This window comes from Pseudomonas sp. CBC3, assembly GCF_037967085.1.
In the GTDB taxonomy this organism is placed as follows: domain Bacteria; phylum Pseudomonadota; class Gammaproteobacteria; order Pseudomonadales; family Pseudomonadaceae; genus Stutzerimonas.
The window spans coordinates 720,026-736,798 of sequence record NZ_JBANEO010000001.1 but is presented as its reverse complement, the minus strand read 5'-3'; the positions used below and the strand labels follow the sequence as shown (position 1 = coordinate 736,798).

The following is a 16,773-nucleotide window of genomic DNA, read 5'->3' as shown; positions in this document are numbered from 1 at the left end:
GGATGAACAGAAAAGCCATGGAGGCGCTTGCCTGCCCACTGCGAAACCATAAGGTTAGCTTTCGCCTGGTAGACGAATATGGGAACGGTCGTCCCTATGCTCATCTGCCTTACAGGCTGCACGACAGTCAAGGCCAGACGTTTGAGGGAACCTTGGACAGTGAGGGATTTGCGCAAGTCCTAAATACCCATTGCGGTCCTCTAGTCCTCGACTTTTCCGAGAAAGCGTCGCAATACCTCGATCCTTGGTATGAGGAGCTTTCCATCAGAGAGGCCTTTCCCCTTCCACTTACAGCTTTGCAGATCGCAGCCGAACAGTCTCCGTCTGGTCCTCGCCGTGCCGATGGCAAAACCTATCTTGCGGAAGCTCGCGCGGCACACGAAAACGCTCAACTCTTTCGCGTGGAAGTTAGCGACTTCGCCGAAGCCAAGGCCCATCTGCCTGAACCCGACACGGCATGGGACCCGCGCCCTTCAACTATGCTCAAACTAAATGCAGGAGTTGCGCAAAGCCAGCCGGGGGTAGCCCTGCCGTCGAACAATCATCATGTGCTCGAAGTCAAAGCGCTGCGCGCCTACAACCCACTGCTCTCTGCCGATAAAGCCTTCTGTGCGATAAACGCCTATCATCTGGCTGCCATGAGCGTCCTAGCCTATGCGCCTTTTAGCAAACCCAAAGGTTTCGGAGCTTCTTACTCTTCCAGTCCGCCTCCTTATAATCATCCTGGCTCGATCGGCCAAGTGCTGCGTGAACAGCTAGCTCGTCTGCAGAAAGCTCTTGTATTCGATACCGCGCGATATGACCTGCTGTACGAAGAGGTTCCATATTCGAAGAGGCTGGAAGTCATGCCGTACGACCCAAGCCGGTATATAGAAGAGGCCGCCGCAGGTTGGAATAATCCGGAAGACGTTCACTTTCTTTATGACGAAACCGAGACCCAGGCTTTCATCACCCATAGCGATAAGTTTGTGCTGATATCCGTGCGCGGCACCCAGGAACTATGGGACTTCATGGCAGATCTCGACGCTCGCCAAGTGCCGTTCGAAGAAGGGGACGGTCAGGCGCATCGCGCGTTCTATAAAGGATTCGCCGCGGCCAAGGTATTCGTCGAACGCTATCTCGAATCGTTTTATTCGAACCAAACATTAATCATCTGCGGCCATAGCCTTGGGGGAGCGATTGCCTTGCTTCTATCGGTATGGTTGAAGGAAAACTGGTCAAAGGACATTCAGCTTTATACCTTCGGCTCACCCCGCGCTGCTGATCGTACGTTCGTTCAGAGTGCTACGGCTCTTACCCATCATCGCTTGGTTAACCACAACGATCCGATCCCTGGCGTTCCCTTCGTCTGGATGGATGCCGAATGGAAGCTTGCTACCGCCGGTGTCGTGGCGCTATTCAGTTCTCCCGCGCTGGGCATATCCCTGCTTCTGGGTGGCTTGCTGAATCTGCAGGGCGACCCTTATGAGCACCATGGCGAACAGCGTCATTTTCTGCCACGAAAACTTAACAGCGGCAGCGAGACAGCGGTGCTCTGGCAGCCTGGCTGCGCTGTTATCGATGAGCAAGCCTGTGCTCGCTATGCTGGTGCTATAAATTTGCAGGGCGACATGCCGGAGCGAGACATCTTGAAAGACCTCCTCCTGAAGAATCATTCCAGCGACAGCGGTTACAGCCGTGCCATGCTCACTACCCTGCTACGGTGGCACTCAAGCGTTGCGGAGCGCGACGGTGCCCTTTTCACCCCGTCTGAAATCCAGGATATCCAGGCGCTAATACGGCGCGCCGAAGAGGAACTGGCCAGTTGGCAGCCACGAAACTTCGCCGAGTTTCGTCATGAAGTTAGGAAACGTCACGACAGGCGCTTCTACAAGAAGACCGACACGGAATTGATGCAGCTGTACAGCGAAGGTATCGCTATTGCGCACAAACTGAGCGACCAGCAACGTATGGCGTTGGCGCGCGCCAGGGATAGGTTATTGAACGAGGCAGATCGCAAGCTGACCGGACGAGACATTTTCGGTGATCTCTGGCGGAGAGAGGATTTGCCGAACCTGATGGCCGAATGGCTCGCCTTGGATGCGAATCGCAATGCCTCGAAGTTGGCGAAACTTCAAACCGTTCCCAAGCCTTCATTCGCATGACACCGCGCGCCCTACAACGAGGCCAGTTCGCCAGACTGAACTTGGCGCTCAGCCAGATAGCGGCTTTTGCCTACCAAAAGGTTGCGAAGGGTGCCGTTAGGAGCCAGCAAGGTTCAGTAGCGGTTTACCCGCGCAAGCTCCTACTTTCGCTGCCTCACCCTCTCGTCGTCCCACCCTGCAACTCACGCATCAATAGCCCATATCGCAGATCCATATCTTCCGGCACTGGCAGATAGACGGTGTGGCCGTCGCCTGGGGCGACGTCGATGGCTTCGCCGCGCTTGTTCTCCAGTGCTTCCAGGCGCAGGTTGAGGTTGCCTTGTGGTGTCATCAGTTCCAGCTTATCGCCGACGGCGAAGCGGTTCTTCACCTTCACTTCGACCAGGCCGTTGCGCCGTTCGCCGGTCAGTTCGCCGACGAACTGCTGGCGTTCGGAGAGCGAGAAGCCGCGTTCGTAGTTCTGGTATTCGTGGTGCACGTGACGGCGCAGAAAGCCCTCGGTGTAGCCGCGGTGGGCGAGGGATTCGAGGGTGTCCATCAGCGACTTGTCGAACGGCTTGCCGGCCAGCGCGTCGTCGATGGCCTTGCGGTAGACTTGGGCGGTGCGCGCCACGTAATAGTGCGATTTGGTGCGGCCTTCGATCTTCAGCGAATGCACGCCCATCTGCACCAGACGCTCGACGTGCTGCACGGCGCGCAGGTCCTTGGAGTTCATGATGTAGGTGCCGTGCTCGTCCTCGCTGACTTCCATGAACTCGCCGAGGCGGCTGGAATCCTCCAGCAGGAACAGCGCATCGGTGGGCTTGCCTATGCCAAGAGTGGGCTCGGTTCGTTGCACGGCAATCGGCTCATATTGGTGCACCACTTCGCCGAGTTCGTTCTCCTTGGCTTCGTGGGTCTTGTATTCCCAGCGGCAGGCGTTGGTGCAGCTGCCCTGGTTGGGGTCGCGCTTGTTGATATAGCCCGATAGCAGGCAACGACCGGAATAGGCCATGCACAGCGCGCCGTGGACGAAGACCTCCAGCTCCATGCCCGGTACCTGCTGGCGGATCTCGCCGATTTCATCCAGCGACAATTCGCGCGAGAGGATCACCCGGCTTACCCCCTGCGCGTGCCAGAACTTCACCGTGGCCCAGTTCACCGCGTTGGCCTGCACCGAGAGGTGGATGGTCATCTGCGGAAAGCGCTCGCGCACCAGCATGATCAGGCCGGGATCGGACATGATCAGCGCATCCGGGCCCATCGCCACCACCGGCTCCAGGTCCTTGATGAAGGTCTTCAGCTTGGCGTTGTGTGGCGCGATGTTGACCACCACGTAGAACTGCTTGCCCAGCGCATGCGCCTCGTCGATGCCGAGCTTGAGGTTGGCATGGTCGAACTCGTTGTTGCGCACCCGCAGGCTGTAGCGTGGCTGCCCGGCATACACCGCGTCGGCGCCGTAGGCCAAGGCGTAGCGCATGGATTTCAGGGTGCCGGCGGGCGACAGCAGTTCAGGGTGCGAGCGGGGCATGGTGGGGTGACTCTATACCGATAAAAACGTGCGGATTCTAAGGATCTGCCCGGTGCTTTCACTGAGCCAGATCAAGAACGTGGCGAACTCAGCCGCCGAACCTCAGTCACTCATAAACAGGGCTTGGGTCGACTGCCACACGTTCCGATGCGAGCCAAACCGCCCATATCCGGAGGCCATCGTGAGTGCCAAGCCTGTCGATGCCAGGGGCAGTCTGATCGCAACGTTCCTTCTCGGGATCGGCTTGATGGCAGCGGTCGATGAGATCGTCTTTCATCAGATCCTCGCCTGGCACCACTTCTTCGATCGCTCGACGCCTGCCATCTCGCTGCTGTCCGATGGTCTGTTACACGCAGCCGAGCTGCTGATGCTAGCGGCCGGGTTCTATCTGTTCGTCAAGCTGAGTCGCGAACGAGCTGTCTCGCGCCTCCATGCCTGGGCCGGTTTGTTCTTTGGCGCAGGCGGCTTCCAGCTGTTCGATGGCATCGTCGATCACAAGCTGTTGCGGCTGCATCAGGTGCGGTATGTCGACAATCTCTTGCCGTACGATCTGGCCTGGAATGGCTTTGGCATTTTGTTATTGTTGATTGGCGTGGTGATCTGGCGACGCGCCGGCGCTAGCCGACCGACTCCCAGGCCGGGCGCCTAGCCGATGGCGCACGACGCCCATCTACTGACACTGGCGGGTGCCTTCGTACTGGTGATGCTGACGCTGAACCTGTGGTTCGCCTATGTCCTCGGTGTGTATCGCCAGCGCAGGCGCCGCAAGGTCTGGAGTTGCTCGCGGCTGGTCAGCTTCACGTTCGGCTGTGCTTTGCTGGTCTTCGCGCTTTCGCCGCCTATGCTCGAGTGGGGTCATGCCGACCTGCGCGGGCACATGTCGCAGCACCTGCTGCTTGGGATGTTCGCGCCTATCGCGCTGATGCTCGGTGCGCCGGGCACCTTGCTGCTGCGTAGCGTGCCGGCGACGGCTGCGCGGCGCATCATGGAAATTGCCAGTACCCTACCGGTGCGCTGCCTGACTCATCCGATTGCCGCGCTGCTATTGGATATTGGCGCGCTCTATCTGTTGTATCTCACACCGCTCTACCGGCTGAGCTTCAGCGAGCCGCTGTTGCACCTGTGGTTGCATGTGCATTTCGTGCTGGCTGGTTACCTCTTCAGCTGGTCGATCGCCGGGCCTGATCCCACGCCATATCGGCCAGACATGCGGGTGCGGCTGGCCGTACTGTTCGTCGCCACGGCCGCTCACGCCGTGCTCGGCAAGCTGATGTATGCCTACGGTTTTCCACGGAATGCCGGCCACGACCTGGCAGAAATCGAAGCAGCCGCGCAATTGATGTATTACGGCGGCGACTTCGCCGAGCTGCTGCTAGCCATCGTGTTCTTTGCCGCCTGGTATCGGCGGGGTGGGCGGCAACGCTTGTCTATCGGCAACGAAGCGCAGTATCCAGCCAGCGCAGACGGTCATCCAAATGGAAGCTGTGCTACGGCCTGCCGGGACTCTTGAAAATCGGCTGGCGCAACGATAGCACTGACAGAGTCGAGTCAGCTAATCCTGACCCGACGCTATGCTTAACGCGGTACCCCGCGCGTTAACGTCTGCCCTTTGCTGGTTTAGGAGTCAGACGAATGGCGTCAATATTTTCTTAAGGTTCTCGTCCTTACAGTCGTTATGGATATCGTCGAGCTGCTTGGCTCGGTATATCTACCCTCTCGGCAATCGAGGACGTATGACTGAAAACATTGGGCGTCCCTCGCAGGGAAAGCCGCATTCCTACTCCCAAACAGACGTGCTTTCGCGTCTGGGCTGTGCGACGGAGAGCCCGGCGCTAGCGAGCCAGATCGGGTCCTGGCTGTTATCTCCCTACATCGGTGCATGCGTAGGCTCGGGCGCGCTGATTGCTGCCGCCCCGCTCGCCGTTGCCGCCCCGGTGTCAGCCTTTTTGTGGCTGATCGCAATCGTGGCTGAACGGAAAAGGCACCGTTCCCAGCGCCTGCTCGCCATTGCTGAGCAATCGCAACAGCACAGTGCCGATGCGGTTCGAGACGTCTTGGATCGCTTGTACCGCCCAACTCTTTCGGGCTTTGCCGAGCAGCTGTTTCCGGTCTGGGAGCGGCAGATCGAGAACGCCCGCACCCAGACGGAAGACTCGGTCGTTGAACTCTCGGGACAGTTTGCGCGAATGAGCGTCGAGCTCGACCAGGCCACGCAGCTCTTCTCCGGCATGGCGCTGGATGAGCGCGGTATGGGCGCGCTCTTCGAGCGCAGTGAAGAGCGGCTGCTCAATGTCGTGCAGGCACTCAAGACCGCGCTCGCCGAGAAGCAGTCGCAGCTCGAGCAGATCCAGCATCTGAGTTCTTTCATCGATGAGCTCAACAAGATGGCCGGCGATGTGGCGGCTGTCGCGTCGCAGACCAATCTGCTAGCCCTCAACGCTTCGATCGAGGCGGCGCGCGCTGGCGAGCAGGGGCGTGGCTTCGCAGTGGTGGCGACCGAGGTGCGCGAGCTGTCGCGCCGCTCAGGCGAGACGGGCAAAAACATCGGCGTGAAGATCGCCGCAATCAACGAGGCGATCCGCAGCACTTGTGAGGCGGCCCTCGAAGCCGAAGCGCGCGACCAATCGGTTCAGCTCTCAGAGACCGCTATCAGCAAGGTCCTCGAAGACTTCCGCCATATGGCCGAGAGCCTTGCCAGTTCGGGGCAGCATCTGCAGGAAACCAACGCGCAAATCCAGGCCGGAGTAAGCCAGGCGCTGATGGCGCTCCAGTTCCAGGACCGCACCAGCCAAATCCTTAGCCATGTGCGCGACAACATCGGCAGTGCCACGCATGCCGCTCGCGCCCAGGCGGATTCAGATGTCGAGCCCACAGCGGTGGATGTCGAGGCATTGCTTGCGGAGATCGAAAGCTCTTACGCCATGGCGGACGAGCACAGCGCTCACAGTGGCAAGGCGGCCGGCGGCGATTCGGACGGCATTACATTTTTCTAGGGCATCCCAAGCGAAAGCTTGAATAACTGTTAACGAGGTGGAACCGGCATGGCCAAGACAATACTCATCGTCGATGACTCGGCGTCCATCAGGCAGGTCGTTGGGATCGCCTTGAAAGGTGCGGGTTACGACGTCATCGAAGCCACGGACGGGCAAAACGCGCTCAATAAGCTCACCGGTCAACGGGTCCATTTGATCATTTCGGACGTGAACATGCCGGTAATGGATGGCATCACGTTCCTCAAGCAGGTCAAGACGCGGCCAGAATACAAGTTCACGCCCGTCATCATGCTTACTACCGAATCGGCCGAGGGCAAGAAGGCCCAGGGCCAGGCTGCGGGCGCCAAGGCCTGGGTGGTCAAGCCGTTCCAGCCGCAGCAGATGCTTGCTGCGGTATCCAAACTGATCATGCCCTGACCATGAGCTGCGAAATCAGCGTCATGGGCGAGGGACGCTCAAGCCTCGTCGGAGAACTCTGCGTGTTCCATGCCGCAGAGCTCAAGCCTCGGTTGCTCACAATCGCCACGACCGATTCCGATCAGGAAATCGATCTTGCCCAGGTGAGCGAAGTGGATACCGCCGGCGTCCAGCTCCTGCTGCTCGCCAAGCGTGAGGCGGCACGCGCAGGTGGCCGGCTGTCCTACGTCAATCACAGCGATCCAGTGCTGGAAGCCCTGGCGCTTCTCAACCTCGCGCCTGATTTCGGCGACCCGTTGTTGATGCCAGTCGATCAAGGGGCGGCACGATGAACCTGGACGAGGTGTTCCATACGTTCCTCGCCGAAAGCCGCGAAATGCTCGAGGAAATGGAGCGCTACCTGCTGGAAATCGAGGCGGGCGCCCAGGACTCGGAACAGCTCAATGCACTGTTCCGCTGTGTGCACACCATCAAGGGCTCGGCCGGGCTCTTCGCTCTCGACCATGTGGTGGCATTCACTCATGTAGTCGAGAACGTGCTGGACCGACTGCGCGAAGGCGAAATTGCCCTCGATCATGACCTGGCGGCACTGCTGCTCAAGTCACGGGACCACATCGCGTCGCTCATCGACTGCGATGCTGACAGCGTTCCCCCTGCGTTGACGGCGGCGGGCCATATCTTGCTGCTCGCCCTCGCCGATTATCAGGATGCGGTAGCGGACGTGCCTGCCCCTGCCGTGAATGACGCGCCTGTCGCTTTCGCTTCGGGCTGCAGCGGCGGCAATGAGAGTTGGCACATCTCCGTGCGCTTCGGCCCTGACGTGCTGCGCCACGGCATGGATCCGATGGGGTTTATCCGCTATCTGGAGACACTCGGCGAAATTATCGGTGTCGCGACGGTCACCGATGCGCTGCCGGCCGCCGAAGAAATGGACCCTGAGAGCTGCTATCTGGGCTTTGAGATCGATCTTCGCGCCGATACCGATAAAGCCGCGATCGAGGCGGTGTTCGAGTTCGTGCGGGAGGATTGCCAGCTCCGTATTCTGCCGCCGGGCAGCGAAATTGAACGTTACATGACGCTTATTCAACAGCTACCGGAAGATGACGCGAGGCTGGGCGAAATACTGGTGGCCAGCGGCGCGTTGACCCGCGCCGAACTCGAAGCGGGCCTGGCATGCCAGCAAGCGCCCGACGGTACGGCCGAGCACGCGCCACGTATTGGCCAGGTTCTCGTGGAAAATGGGGTCGTGCTGCCCGAAGTAGTGGGCGCCGCCTTGGGCAAGCAACAGCAAGCCCGCGAGACGCGCACTCAGGCGAGCCAATACGTTCGGGTGCAAGCAGACAAGCTGGATGCCTTGATCAACCTGGTCGGCGAGCTGGTTATTGCCAGCGCGGCCGCTGGGCTCTGCGCCCAGCGCAACGGCGATACCGCCACCCAGGAAGCCGTGGCGGTGGTTGCCGGCTTGGTCGAAGAGATTCGGGACGGCTCGCTGGAGCTTCGGATGGTGCCGATAGGCGAGACCTTCCAGCGCTTCCAGCGCGTGGTGCGGGACGTTTCCCAGGAGCTGGGCAAAGACATCCAACTGCATATCAGCGGTGCCGATACCGAGCTCGACAAGACCGTCGTGGAAAAGATTGCCGATCCGCTCATGCATCTGGTGCGCAATGCCATGGACCATGGCATCGAATCGGCCGACTGTCGATTGCAATCGGGCAAGCCCAGCCAGGGCACCGTGCGGCTCAACGCCTTCCACGAAGCCGGCAGCATCGTCATCGAGGTTGGCGACGATGGTGGCGGACTCAACCGCGGAAAGATCCTGGCCAAGGCGCTGGAACGTGGCGTTATCCAGAGCAGCGAAGGCCTCACGGAAAGCGAGATCTTCCAGCTGATCTTCGAGCCGGGTTTCTCCACGGCCGAGGCAGTTACCAACCTTTCCGGTCGCGGCGTGGGCATGGATGTGGTGAAGCGCAACATCGAAGCGCTCCGGGGCACCGTGGATGTCGAGTCAGTGGAGGGTCGCGGCACGACGCTGCGCATCCGCCTGCCGCTGACCCTCGCCATCATCGATGGCTTTCTCACCGGCGTGGGCGATGCGAGCTATGTGGTGCCGCTCAAGAGCGTGGTCGAGTGTGTAGAGCTCACGGCAGAGCAGCACAAGGAAACGCGCCGGTGCAGCTTCATCAACCTGCGCGGCGAAGTGCTGCCCTTCATTCGCCTGCGCGACTACTTCGATCTTGATGGGCAAGTTGGGCGCCGCGAGAACATCGTGGTGGTGAGTTATGGCGGCCACAAGGCGGGGTTGATCGTGGATGCGTTGCTGGGTGAATACCAGACCGTGATCAAGCCTCTCGGGCGGCTCTTCGCCAATTTAAGCGGTATTAGCGGCTCCACCATTCTCGGCAGTGGTGAGGTGGCGCTGATTCTCGATGTACCCGCGCTTGTGCAGCGGGCAGTAGAACAGGAAACCCGCTCGGCCCAGTTCGCGGGCGAGCGGTACAAATCGGTCACTTCGGACAGTGCTGTCCGGTCATGGGGTAAATAACGTGCTTAAGAATCTGAAAATTGGCATGAAAATGGGACTGGGCTTCGGCTTGGTGATCGTGCTGTTGATAATGATTATCGTGGTTGGCCTTGGCTCGCTCGGCTCGCTGAACGACAGCATCAGGACGCTCATCGACGATCGCTATCCCAAGACAATGGCGTCGAACAATGTAAAGAACAATCTCAATGAGTCGGCACGCGCATCGCGTAATCTTCTGCTGTTCGAAGGCCAGGCATTGATTGAAGAGCGCGAGCGAGTCCAGCGTCAGCGCGTACAGATCAGCGAGGCCTTGGAAAAGCTCGCAGCGACTCTCAATACTGACGAAGGGAAACGATTGTTCGCGGGCGTCACACATGCGCGCGAAGCTTATATCGTGGCCCAGGACGAGTTCCTCGGGTACGTGGATCAGGGCATGAGGGAAGCTGCCATTGCCGTATTGCGCGGCGCGCTGCGGTCTGCACAGACGGAGTACTTCGCTGCCATTGATGCCCTGCTCGGCTTCCAGCGTGAGCAAATGCAGAAGGCAGGTAGCGAGGCCGCTGAGGACTATGCAAGCAGCTGGATGCTCATGGTCTCGCTGGGTGCCGGTGCTTTCCTGATAGCGGTTTTTTCAGCCTGGGTCGTGACCCGCAGCATTACTCGGCCTCTCGGAGAGGCAGTGAGGGCGGCTGGCCAGTTGGCTGAGGGCGACATGACGGTGAAACTCGATGCGACATCTAAGGACGAAACAGGCCAGTTACTGCTTGCCATGCAGACCATGGTCGATCGTCTGACGCAGACCATCGGTGAAGTTCGCTCTGCCGCTGACAGCTTGGCCTCCGCTTCTGAAGAAGTGAGTGCGACCAGCCAGGGCCTTTCTCAGGCCTCCAGCGAGCAGGCTGCCTCGGTCGAAGAAACGTCCGCGTCGATGGAGCAGATGACCGCCTCGATCCAGCAGAACACCGAAAACGCCAAGGTCACTGACGGTATTGCCACCAAGGCCTCGAAAGATGCCGTCGAGGGCGGCGAAGCGGTGGAGAAAACCGTGGCAGCCATGAGAAACATCGCCGCCAAGATTTCGATTATCGACGATATTGCCTACCAGACAAACCTATTGGCGCTCAACGCGGCGATCGAAGCGGCGCGTGCTGGCGAGCACGGTAAGGGCTTCGCAGTGGTCGCCGCCGAGGTGCGCAAGCTGGCAGAGCGCTCTCAGGTGGCCGCTCGTGAAATCGGCGAAGTGGCGGGCTCTTCCGTGGAACTCGCCGAGAAGGCTGGAGAGCTGCTGGGCACCATCGTGCCCTCGATCAAGAAAGCAGCCGACCTCGTGCAGGAAATTTCTGCCGGCTCCGAGGAACAATCCTCCGGCGTCGGTCAAATCAACGATGCCATGGAGCAGCTCAATCAGCTGACGCAGCAGAATGCCTCTTCTTCCGAAGAGCTTTCAGCGACCGCTGAGGAGATGAGCGCGCAGGCTGAGCAGCTGCAGGATCTGATGAGCTTCTTCAAGCTGGAAAGCCAGGCAGTTTCTGGTCCCGCAAAGGCGGTTCGGGCTGGTGCGACCAAGCAGGGCTCCAATGGCTGGGGCAAGGCAAACGCCAGCGTGCAGACAAAGAGAAAGCTCGTCGCCGAGCCTGATGAAGCCGAATTCGAGCGCTTCTAGGAGAAGGGACTATGGGCGAGTTGACTAACGTGGAGCGGCCGCAGCGTGCTGCGGCTGCCGACAACCAGCAGTATCTGACCTTCCTGCTCGCCGACGAAATGTTCGCAGTGGGTATCCAGCGGGTACGTGAAATCATCGAGTACGGCAATGTCACCACCGTGCCGATGATGCCCCGCTTCGTCCGAGGTGTTATCAACCTGAGGGGCAGCGTGGTACCGGTAATCGACCTGTCCGCGCGTTTCGGCCGCGGGGTCAGCGATATCCATCGGCGCACCTGCGTCGTTATCGTCGAGATTGAGCACGAAGGTGCGAAGCAAGAGCTGGGAGTAGTTGTCGACGCAGTTTCTGAAGTGCTGGATATCCCGCAATCGGAAATCGAGCCGGCACCAGCCTTTGGGGCCAGGATTCGTGCCGATTTCATCAGCGGTATGGGCAAGGTCGGCGGGCGGTTCGTCATTTTGCTCAATGTCGATCGCGTGCTCGCGGTCGAAGAGATGGCGACGTTGTCGGAGCTGGTCGATCGGGATGCCGGTCGTGAGTGACGCCGCTGTTGCAGGGCGCGGCATTTTTTCCATCAGCGACTCGGAATTCCGGCTCTTCCAGCAATTGATGTTCAACGAGGCTGGGGTGACCTTGGCCTCTTCGAAGAAGGCGTTGGTAAACGGCAGGCTGTCCAAGCGCCTGAAAGCGCGAGGTTGTGCGAGCTTCAGGGCCTATTACGACTTGCTGGGCCAGGATGCGGAAGAGTGGCAATGGGCGATCGATTTGCTGACGACCAACGAAACCTATTTCTTTCGCGAGCCCAAGCATTTCGACTACCTACGTGAGAAGGTACTGCCAGCCCACGTCAGTGGGCGGCCCTTTCGTGTATGGAGTGCGGCCTGCTCCAGTGGGGAGGAGACATACAGCATCGCGATGGTGCTGGCCGACACGCTTGGTGGAGATGGCTGGTCCGTGATGGGCTCGGATCTCAATACACAAGTGTTGGCCAAGGCGCGCAGCGGTCACTACGGCATGGCGCGTACCGAGGGTATCCCTCGTTCTTCGCTGGAGCGGTACTGCCTGAAAGGCAAGGGAAGCCAGGCTGGAACCTTTCTAGTAGGCCGGCCGCTGCGTGAGCGTCTTGAGTTTCGCCAGATCAATCTGAACACGAACCTTCCGAAGCTCGAGCAGTTCGACGTGATATTCCTGCGCAATGTCATGATTTACTTTTCGCAGGAGACCAAGGCCCAGATCGTGCGGCGTGTTCTCGGACTGCTCAAGCCCGGCGGCCACTTCTTCATCGGTCATTCCGAAAGCCTCAATGGCATTGCAGACGGCCTTGAGGCGGTGCGGCCTTCGATCTACCGCAAGCCGGCGTGATACGCAGCCTTGGCAATTGATCTGTTCATTCATCCCGGTGAATACGAATTCGCCGATGAAAACTTCTGCATTCGCACAACGCTCGGCTCCTGTGTGTCCATCGTGCTGTGGCACCGAGAACGGCGACTCGGCGGGATGTGCCATTACATGCTGCCACGCCGGGAGCGGCGCGTCGGGCAGGCGCTCAATGGCAAGTACGCCAACGAAGCACTTGAGCTGATGCTCCGTGAGGCTCGCATATTGGGCACCAGAACCGAGCAATACGAGGTCAAGCTATTTGGCGGTGGCGATATGTTCCCTAACTATAAAAAAGGCGGGCGAACGGTGGCAGGTCGTAACATCGAAGCCGTGCGCGGTTTGATCGCAGCGCATGGGCTGCGTATCACTTCCGAAAGTTTGGGCGGTGTGGGTTATCGAAATGTGATTTTCGAGATAGCCAGCGGAAACGTTTGGGTCCGTCACGTCAATGTCGTACGTTAATTCTCCCGGACTCGATAAGGGATTCAGCTGTGAGTAAGAAAATCAGCGTCTTTATCGTCGACGATTCGGCGGTGGTCCGTCAGGTCGCCGCGGCAGTGTTGGGGCAGGATCAATCGATAGAGGTGATCGGCTCGGCAGCCGATCCGCTTTTTGCCCAGCAGAAGATGCAGGCGCAATGGCCCGACGTGATCCTGCTCGACGTCGAAATGCCGCGCATGGACGGCATCACCTTCCTGAAAAAGATCATGAGCGAACGCCCAACGCCGGTGGTGATCTGCTCCACGCTGACCGACAAAGGCGCGCAAACCAGTGTGGATGCGCTGGCCGCCGGTGCGGTGGAGATCATCACCAAGCCCAAGGTTGGGCTGAAGGATTTTCTGAACGAGTCTTCCAGCGCCCTGATCCGCGCAGTCAAGGCGGCCGCCCGGGCTCGGGTGGGTACGGCTACGGTTCGGGTTGCGGATGAGGTGCCGGCAACCACGCCTGTCCAGCGTGCGATGACCAAGACGACCGAGCGCGTCATCGCGCTGGGCACCTCGACCGGCGGCACGCAGGCATTGCAGACGGTATTGACGGGCCTGCTGGAGGACTGTCCCGGGATTGTGATTGTTCAGCACATGCCGGAGAAGTTCACCGCCGCCTTTGCCGAACGGCTCAACCGCCTTTGCCGTTGCGAGGTGAAGGAGGCCGCCAATGGTGATCGCGTGCTGCCGGGCAGGGTGCTGATCGCGCCGGGCGGGCGCCACATGCAGCTCAAACGCAGCGGAGCCCAATACTGCGTGAACATCCTCGACGGCCCGCCGGTGAACCGGCACAAGCCTTCGGTCGATGTGCTGTTTCGCTCGGTGGCGCGGGAAGCGGGCAAGAACGCCATCGGCGTGATCATGACCGGCATGGGCGACGACGGCGCCCGCGGGCTGCTGGAAATGCGCGAAGCCGGCGCGCTGACTGCCGCGCAGGATGAAGCCAGTTGCGTGGTGTTCGGCATGCCGAAGGAAGCCATCGTTCGGGGCGGTGCCGCTCATGTCGTCGGCCTGGATCAGATTGGTCGATTCATTCTGAACCAGGGCCATTAATGGAACGTGCCCGGCAAAGGCTGCTTCGCCGGGCACGCAACGGCTGACGTTACGCCGCAGCGATCACGTCGCCGTGGTTTTCCGGCTCGATCAGCGCGCGGTGCAGGGCGGCGATGGCGGCGTCGTAATCTTCCTCGTTGACCACGCACTGCATCTCCACCTGGCGAATCGACTGGTGGATCGCCTGGATGCTGATGCCGGCACCGGCCAGCGCCGCAACGGTCTTGGCGAGGATGCCTTTGACTTTGAGATCCGAACCGATGGCCGAGACGATGGCGACGTTGTGCACCGTGACTTCCGCCGCCGGATAGCGCTCCTCGATCAAGTTGGCCGCGCGATTGATCAGCTTGCGCGAGCCGGAGGCGTAGTAGGTGATGCTGTTGGCGTCCGAGTCCTTGTTGACGACGTAGAGCTTGAGCTGCTTGAGCAGCTTGGTGATCTCGATGTCGTAGGCCACGTCGCCGAGCATGTCCTGATCGAACACCTCGATGCCGAAGACGTCCTTGCGTCCGGCGATGATCTCGACGCAGGGCCGCTCGCTCTTGTAGTCCTGGCTGATCAGCGTGCCGGCGTGCTGCGGCTCGAAGGCATTCTTGATGCGCAGCTCGATGCCGGCGCGGCGCAGGGTCTTGGCGGCGCGCGGATGGATCGCCTCCATGCCGAGATTGGACAGCTGGTCAGCCACGTCATAGTTGGTGCGGCCGATGGTCACCACCTTGTCGGCGCCGACAAGGTTCGGGTCGGCGGAAGACAGGTGGAATTCCTTGTGGATGATCGCCTCGCGCGCGCCGGTGGCGGCGGCGATCTGGGCGAAGGTGATCTCGCTGTAGCCGCGGTCGAAGGTGTTCATCAGGCCTTCGCTGCAATGGGTGTAGCCGGTGGCGATGACCAGCTCGCGGCTCAGGTCGACGCCTTCGAAGCTCTCGCGCACCATCTCCTCGAAGGGCAACGGCGAGTCGCAGTGCCAGCCGGTCAGGTCGACCATGCGCCCGTTGATGCCGCGGTGCTTGAGTGCCAGCACGGCGTTGAAGGCGCTGTGCGCTTCGCCCAGCGAGGCGAGCATTTCGCGCACTTTCATCAGGTGTTCGCCGAGTTGGAAGTGGCCGTAAGCGCACAGACGCTGCAGGCTGCTCATGCATTCGCGGGCATCGTCGATGCGCGAGTTGATGAACTGGTCGGCGGCGTGGCGCTCGAAGTCGCCGAGGAACAGCTCGGCGTTCTTCTCCAGCATGCGCTGGCGAACGCTCTGTAGCGCATCGAGCCAGGCGCCTTCATTCTGAGCGTCGGCGAAGCGCTGGTAGACGCCCGGCTCGCCGGTTTTCTTATGCTCCAGCAACAGATTGGTCATGCCGCTGTAGGCCGAAACGACGAAGACCCGCTGATACAGCTGGGTGCCTTCACGCTGGCCAATAAAAATGTTGTCGAGTAGCTCGTCGAAGCGGCTCATGGAGGTGCCGCCGATCTTTTCTACGGTATGCATCGATTCAACGTCCCGTCTTGGGGTGAATTTTCATCCCTGGGCCGGCTTTGCAGGCCAAGCGGAAACCATCCCCGTGCTGACGGGAATGGTTCATAAAGGTCAGAGATAGCGTTGTGGCTGGATCTGCAGCGGCGTGAAATCCTCACGCTCGGCAACGAAGTCGGGGCGTGGTGCAAGCCCGCAGAACGGCGCCTGGGCAGCATTATCCACATGGTTGTAGACATAGAACAGATTGCTGCGCGCGCTGGGTGTGATGTTGCTGTTCGAACCGTGCATGGTGTTGCAGTCGAAGAACAGCGCACTGCCCGCCGGGCCGGTGGCGGTGTCGATGCCATGCTGCTCGGCCAGCCGGGTGAGGCTGTCGTGATCCGGTACGCCGAACTCCTGCTTGCGCAGGGACTTTTCGTAGTGGTTTTCCGGCGTCGTGCCCACGCAGCGGACGAAGTGCTTGTGCGAACCGGGGACCAGCATCAGCGGGCCGTTATGCGGCTCGTTGTCGGTCAGCAGGATCGAGCAGCTGAGGGTGCGCATGCGCGGCAGGCCGTCCTCGGTGTGCCAGGTTTCGAAATCCGAATGCCAGTAGAACTCCTTGCCGGTGAAGCCCGGTTTGAAATTCATCCGCGACTGATGCACATAGATGTCGCCGCCGAGAATGAAGCGCGCAATCCCGGCGGTCCGCTCGTCGGCAGCGATTCGGGCAAACAGCGCGTTGTCTTTATGAATGGCGAACACCGAGCGGATCGCCCCGCTGTCGGGTTCCTTGATGGTCTTGCCGGATTCGGCAACGGCTGGATCCTGGCGCATGCGCTCGAGTTCTTCGCGGAAAAACGCGACTTCCTCGGCACTGAATAGATTGGGGATGACCAGATAACCGTCACGCTCGAAGCGTTCGATCAACTCGGCCGGGACCGGCGCATTAGTCATGTCGTTACGGTAGACGACCGGGTCCAGCCGTTCTTGCCAGCTGGGCTGATCCTCCTGGCGCGAGGGATACAGGTCAGCTTGCGGGGTGCTCATGTCTTCCTCCCTTGTTCCGCGATTACTTGTTATGGTCGCGGTAAATTGCGGTGGACAATGCGGTGCAGTCGTAGGGCGGGTGCAGCCGCCATTCAATGCCGGCGGGAAAC

Annotated in this window: 14 protein-coding genes and 1 pseudogene; 12 read left to right on the top strand and 3 right to left on the bottom strand. The window is 60.1% G+C overall.

Annotated elements, in window-relative coordinates; genetic code table 11:
- Window positions 1–2 precede the first annotated feature (2 nt).
- Entirely contained in the window at window positions 3–2,144 is a 2,142-nt protein-coding gene (locus tag V6943_RS03310; RefSeq protein ID WP_340552599.1) for a lipase family protein, read from the top strand.
- A gap of 96 nt (window positions 2,145–2,240) precedes the next feature.
- Here the strand turns inward: V6943_RS03310 and trhP are convergent.
- Window positions 2,241–3,654 (bottom strand): annotated as a pseudogene (trhP, locus tag V6943_RS03305) (prephenate-dependent tRNA uridine(34) hydroxylase TrhP).
- Window positions 3,655–3,835: 181 nt separating this feature from the next.
- Here trhP and V6943_RS03300 point away from each other — a divergent pair.
- The 11 genes from V6943_RS03300 to V6943_RS03250 all read left to right on the top strand — a co-directional run bounded on the left by V6943_RS03300 (window position 3,836) and on the right by V6943_RS03250 (window position 14,166).
- Window positions 3,836–4,303: a DUF2243 domain-containing protein gene (locus tag V6943_RS03300; protein ID WP_340552598.1), complete on the top strand. Its 468-nt coding sequence runs from the start codon at window positions 3,836–3,838 to the stop codon at window positions 4,301–4,303.
- Between the two features lie 3 nt (window positions 4,304–4,306).
- Window positions 4,307–5,164, top strand: a complete 858-nt coding sequence (locus V6943_RS03295; protein WP_340552597.1) for a cytochrome c oxidase assembly protein — start codon at window positions 4,307–4,309, stop codon at window positions 5,162–5,164.
- A gap of 61 nt (window positions 5,165–5,225) precedes the next feature.
- Window positions 5,226–6,647: a methyl-accepting chemotaxis protein gene (locus V6943_RS03290; RefSeq protein WP_445324106.1), complete on the top strand. Its 1,422-nt coding sequence runs from the start codon at window positions 5,226–5,228 to the stop codon at window positions 6,645–6,647.
- Between the two features lie 48 nt (window positions 6,648–6,695).
- Window positions 6,696–7,064 carry a response regulator gene (locus V6943_RS03285; RefSeq protein ID WP_131649386.1) on the top strand — a complete coding sequence of 123 codons (369 nt, stop codon included), beginning with the start codon at window positions 6,696–6,698 and terminating at the stop codon, window positions 7,062–7,064.
- A gap of 2 nt (window positions 7,065–7,066) precedes the next feature.
- Window positions 7,067–7,396, top strand: coding sequence for an STAS domain-containing protein (locus V6943_RS03280; RefSeq protein ID WP_256681160.1), 330 nt, complete (start codon window positions 7,067–7,069; stop codon window positions 7,394–7,396).
- Window positions 7,393–9,606, top strand: coding sequence for a chemotaxis protein CheA (locus V6943_RS03275; RefSeq protein ID WP_340552595.1), 2,214 nt, complete (start codon window positions 7,393–7,395; stop codon window positions 9,604–9,606). The genes V6943_RS03280 and V6943_RS03275 overlap by 4 nt, the downstream gene beginning before the upstream one ends.
- Complete coding sequence (locus V6943_RS03270; protein WP_340552594.1) at window positions 9,581–11,248, top strand: methyl-accepting chemotaxis protein; 1,668 nt, start codon at window positions 9,581–9,583, stop codon at window positions 11,246–11,248. The genes V6943_RS03275 and V6943_RS03270 overlap by 26 nt, the downstream gene beginning before the upstream one ends.
- An 11-nt stretch (window positions 11,249–11,259) precedes the next feature.
- A complete protein-coding gene (locus V6943_RS03265; protein WP_131649388.1) occupies window positions 11,260–11,790 on the top strand; it encodes a chemotaxis protein CheW in 531 nt (176 codons plus the stop codon).
- On the top strand, window positions 11,783–12,610 hold the full coding sequence (locus V6943_RS03260) for a CheR family methyltransferase (RefSeq protein ID WP_340552593.1): 828 nt from the start codon (window positions 11,783–11,785) through the stop codon (window positions 12,608–12,610). Before V6943_RS03265 ends, V6943_RS03260 begins: the two co-directional genes overlap by 8 nt.
- Before the next feature lie 9 nt (window positions 12,611–12,619).
- Window positions 12,620–13,090, top strand: coding sequence for a chemotaxis protein CheD (locus V6943_RS03255; RefSeq protein WP_131649390.1), 471 nt, complete (start codon window positions 12,620–12,622; stop codon window positions 13,088–13,090).
- A gap of 29 nt (window positions 13,091–13,119) precedes the next feature.
- Complete coding sequence (locus V6943_RS03250) at window positions 13,120–14,166, top strand: protein-glutamate methylesterase/protein-glutamine glutaminase (RefSeq protein WP_340552592.1); 1,047 nt, start codon at window positions 13,120–13,122, stop codon at window positions 14,164–14,166.
- Window positions 14,167–14,215: 49 nt separating this feature from the next.
- Here the strand turns inward: V6943_RS03250 and V6943_RS03245 are convergent, their stop codons facing one another.
- Window positions 14,216–15,646: an aspartate kinase gene (locus tag V6943_RS03245; protein WP_131649392.1), complete on the bottom strand. Its 1,431-nt coding sequence runs from the start codon at window positions 15,644–15,646 to the stop codon at window positions 14,216–14,218.
- A gap of 99 nt (window positions 15,647–15,745) precedes the next feature.
- Complete coding sequence (gene thpD, locus V6943_RS03240; RefSeq protein WP_340552591.1) at window positions 15,746–16,663, bottom strand: ectoine hydroxylase; 918 nt, start codon at window positions 16,661–16,663, stop codon at window positions 15,746–15,748.
- Window positions 16,664–16,773 lie beyond the last annotated feature (110 nt).

Excerpts from the sequence above, each read along its gene's own strand:
- V6943_RS03280 (WP_256681160.1), top strand. The coding sequence starts at position 7,067 with ATGAGCTGCGAAATCAGCGTCATGGGCGAGGGACGCTCAAGCCTCGTC.
- V6943_RS03245 (WP_131649392.1), bottom strand. The coding sequence starts at position 15,646 with ATGCATACCGTAGAAAAGATCGGCGGCACCTCCATGAGCCGCTTCGAC.
- V6943_RS03265 (WP_131649388.1), top strand. The coding sequence starts at position 11,260 with ATGGGCGAGTTGACTAACGTGGAGCGGCCGCAGCGTGCTGCGGCTGCC.
- thpD (WP_340552591.1), bottom strand. The coding sequence starts at position 16,663 with ATGAGCACCCCGCAAGCTGACCTGTATCCCTCGCGCCAGGAGGATCAG.
- V6943_RS03275 (WP_340552595.1), top strand. The coding sequence starts at position 7,393 with ATGAACCTGGACGAGGTGTTCCATACGTTCCTCGCCGAAAGCCGCGAA.
- V6943_RS03285 (WP_131649386.1), top strand. The coding sequence starts at position 6,696 with ATGGCCAAGACAATACTCATCGTCGATGACTCGGCGTCCATCAGGCAG.
- V6943_RS03290 (WP_445324106.1), top strand. The coding sequence starts at position 5,226 with ATGCTTAACGCGGTACCCCGCGCGTTAACGTCTGCCCTTTGCTGGTTT.
- V6943_RS03310 (WP_340552599.1), top strand. The coding sequence starts at position 3 with ATGAACAGAAAAGCCATGGAGGCGCTTGCCTGCCCACTGCGAAACCAT.
- V6943_RS03295 (WP_340552597.1), top strand. The coding sequence starts at position 4,307 with ATGGCGCACGACGCCCATCTACTGACACTGGCGGGTGCCTTCGTACTG.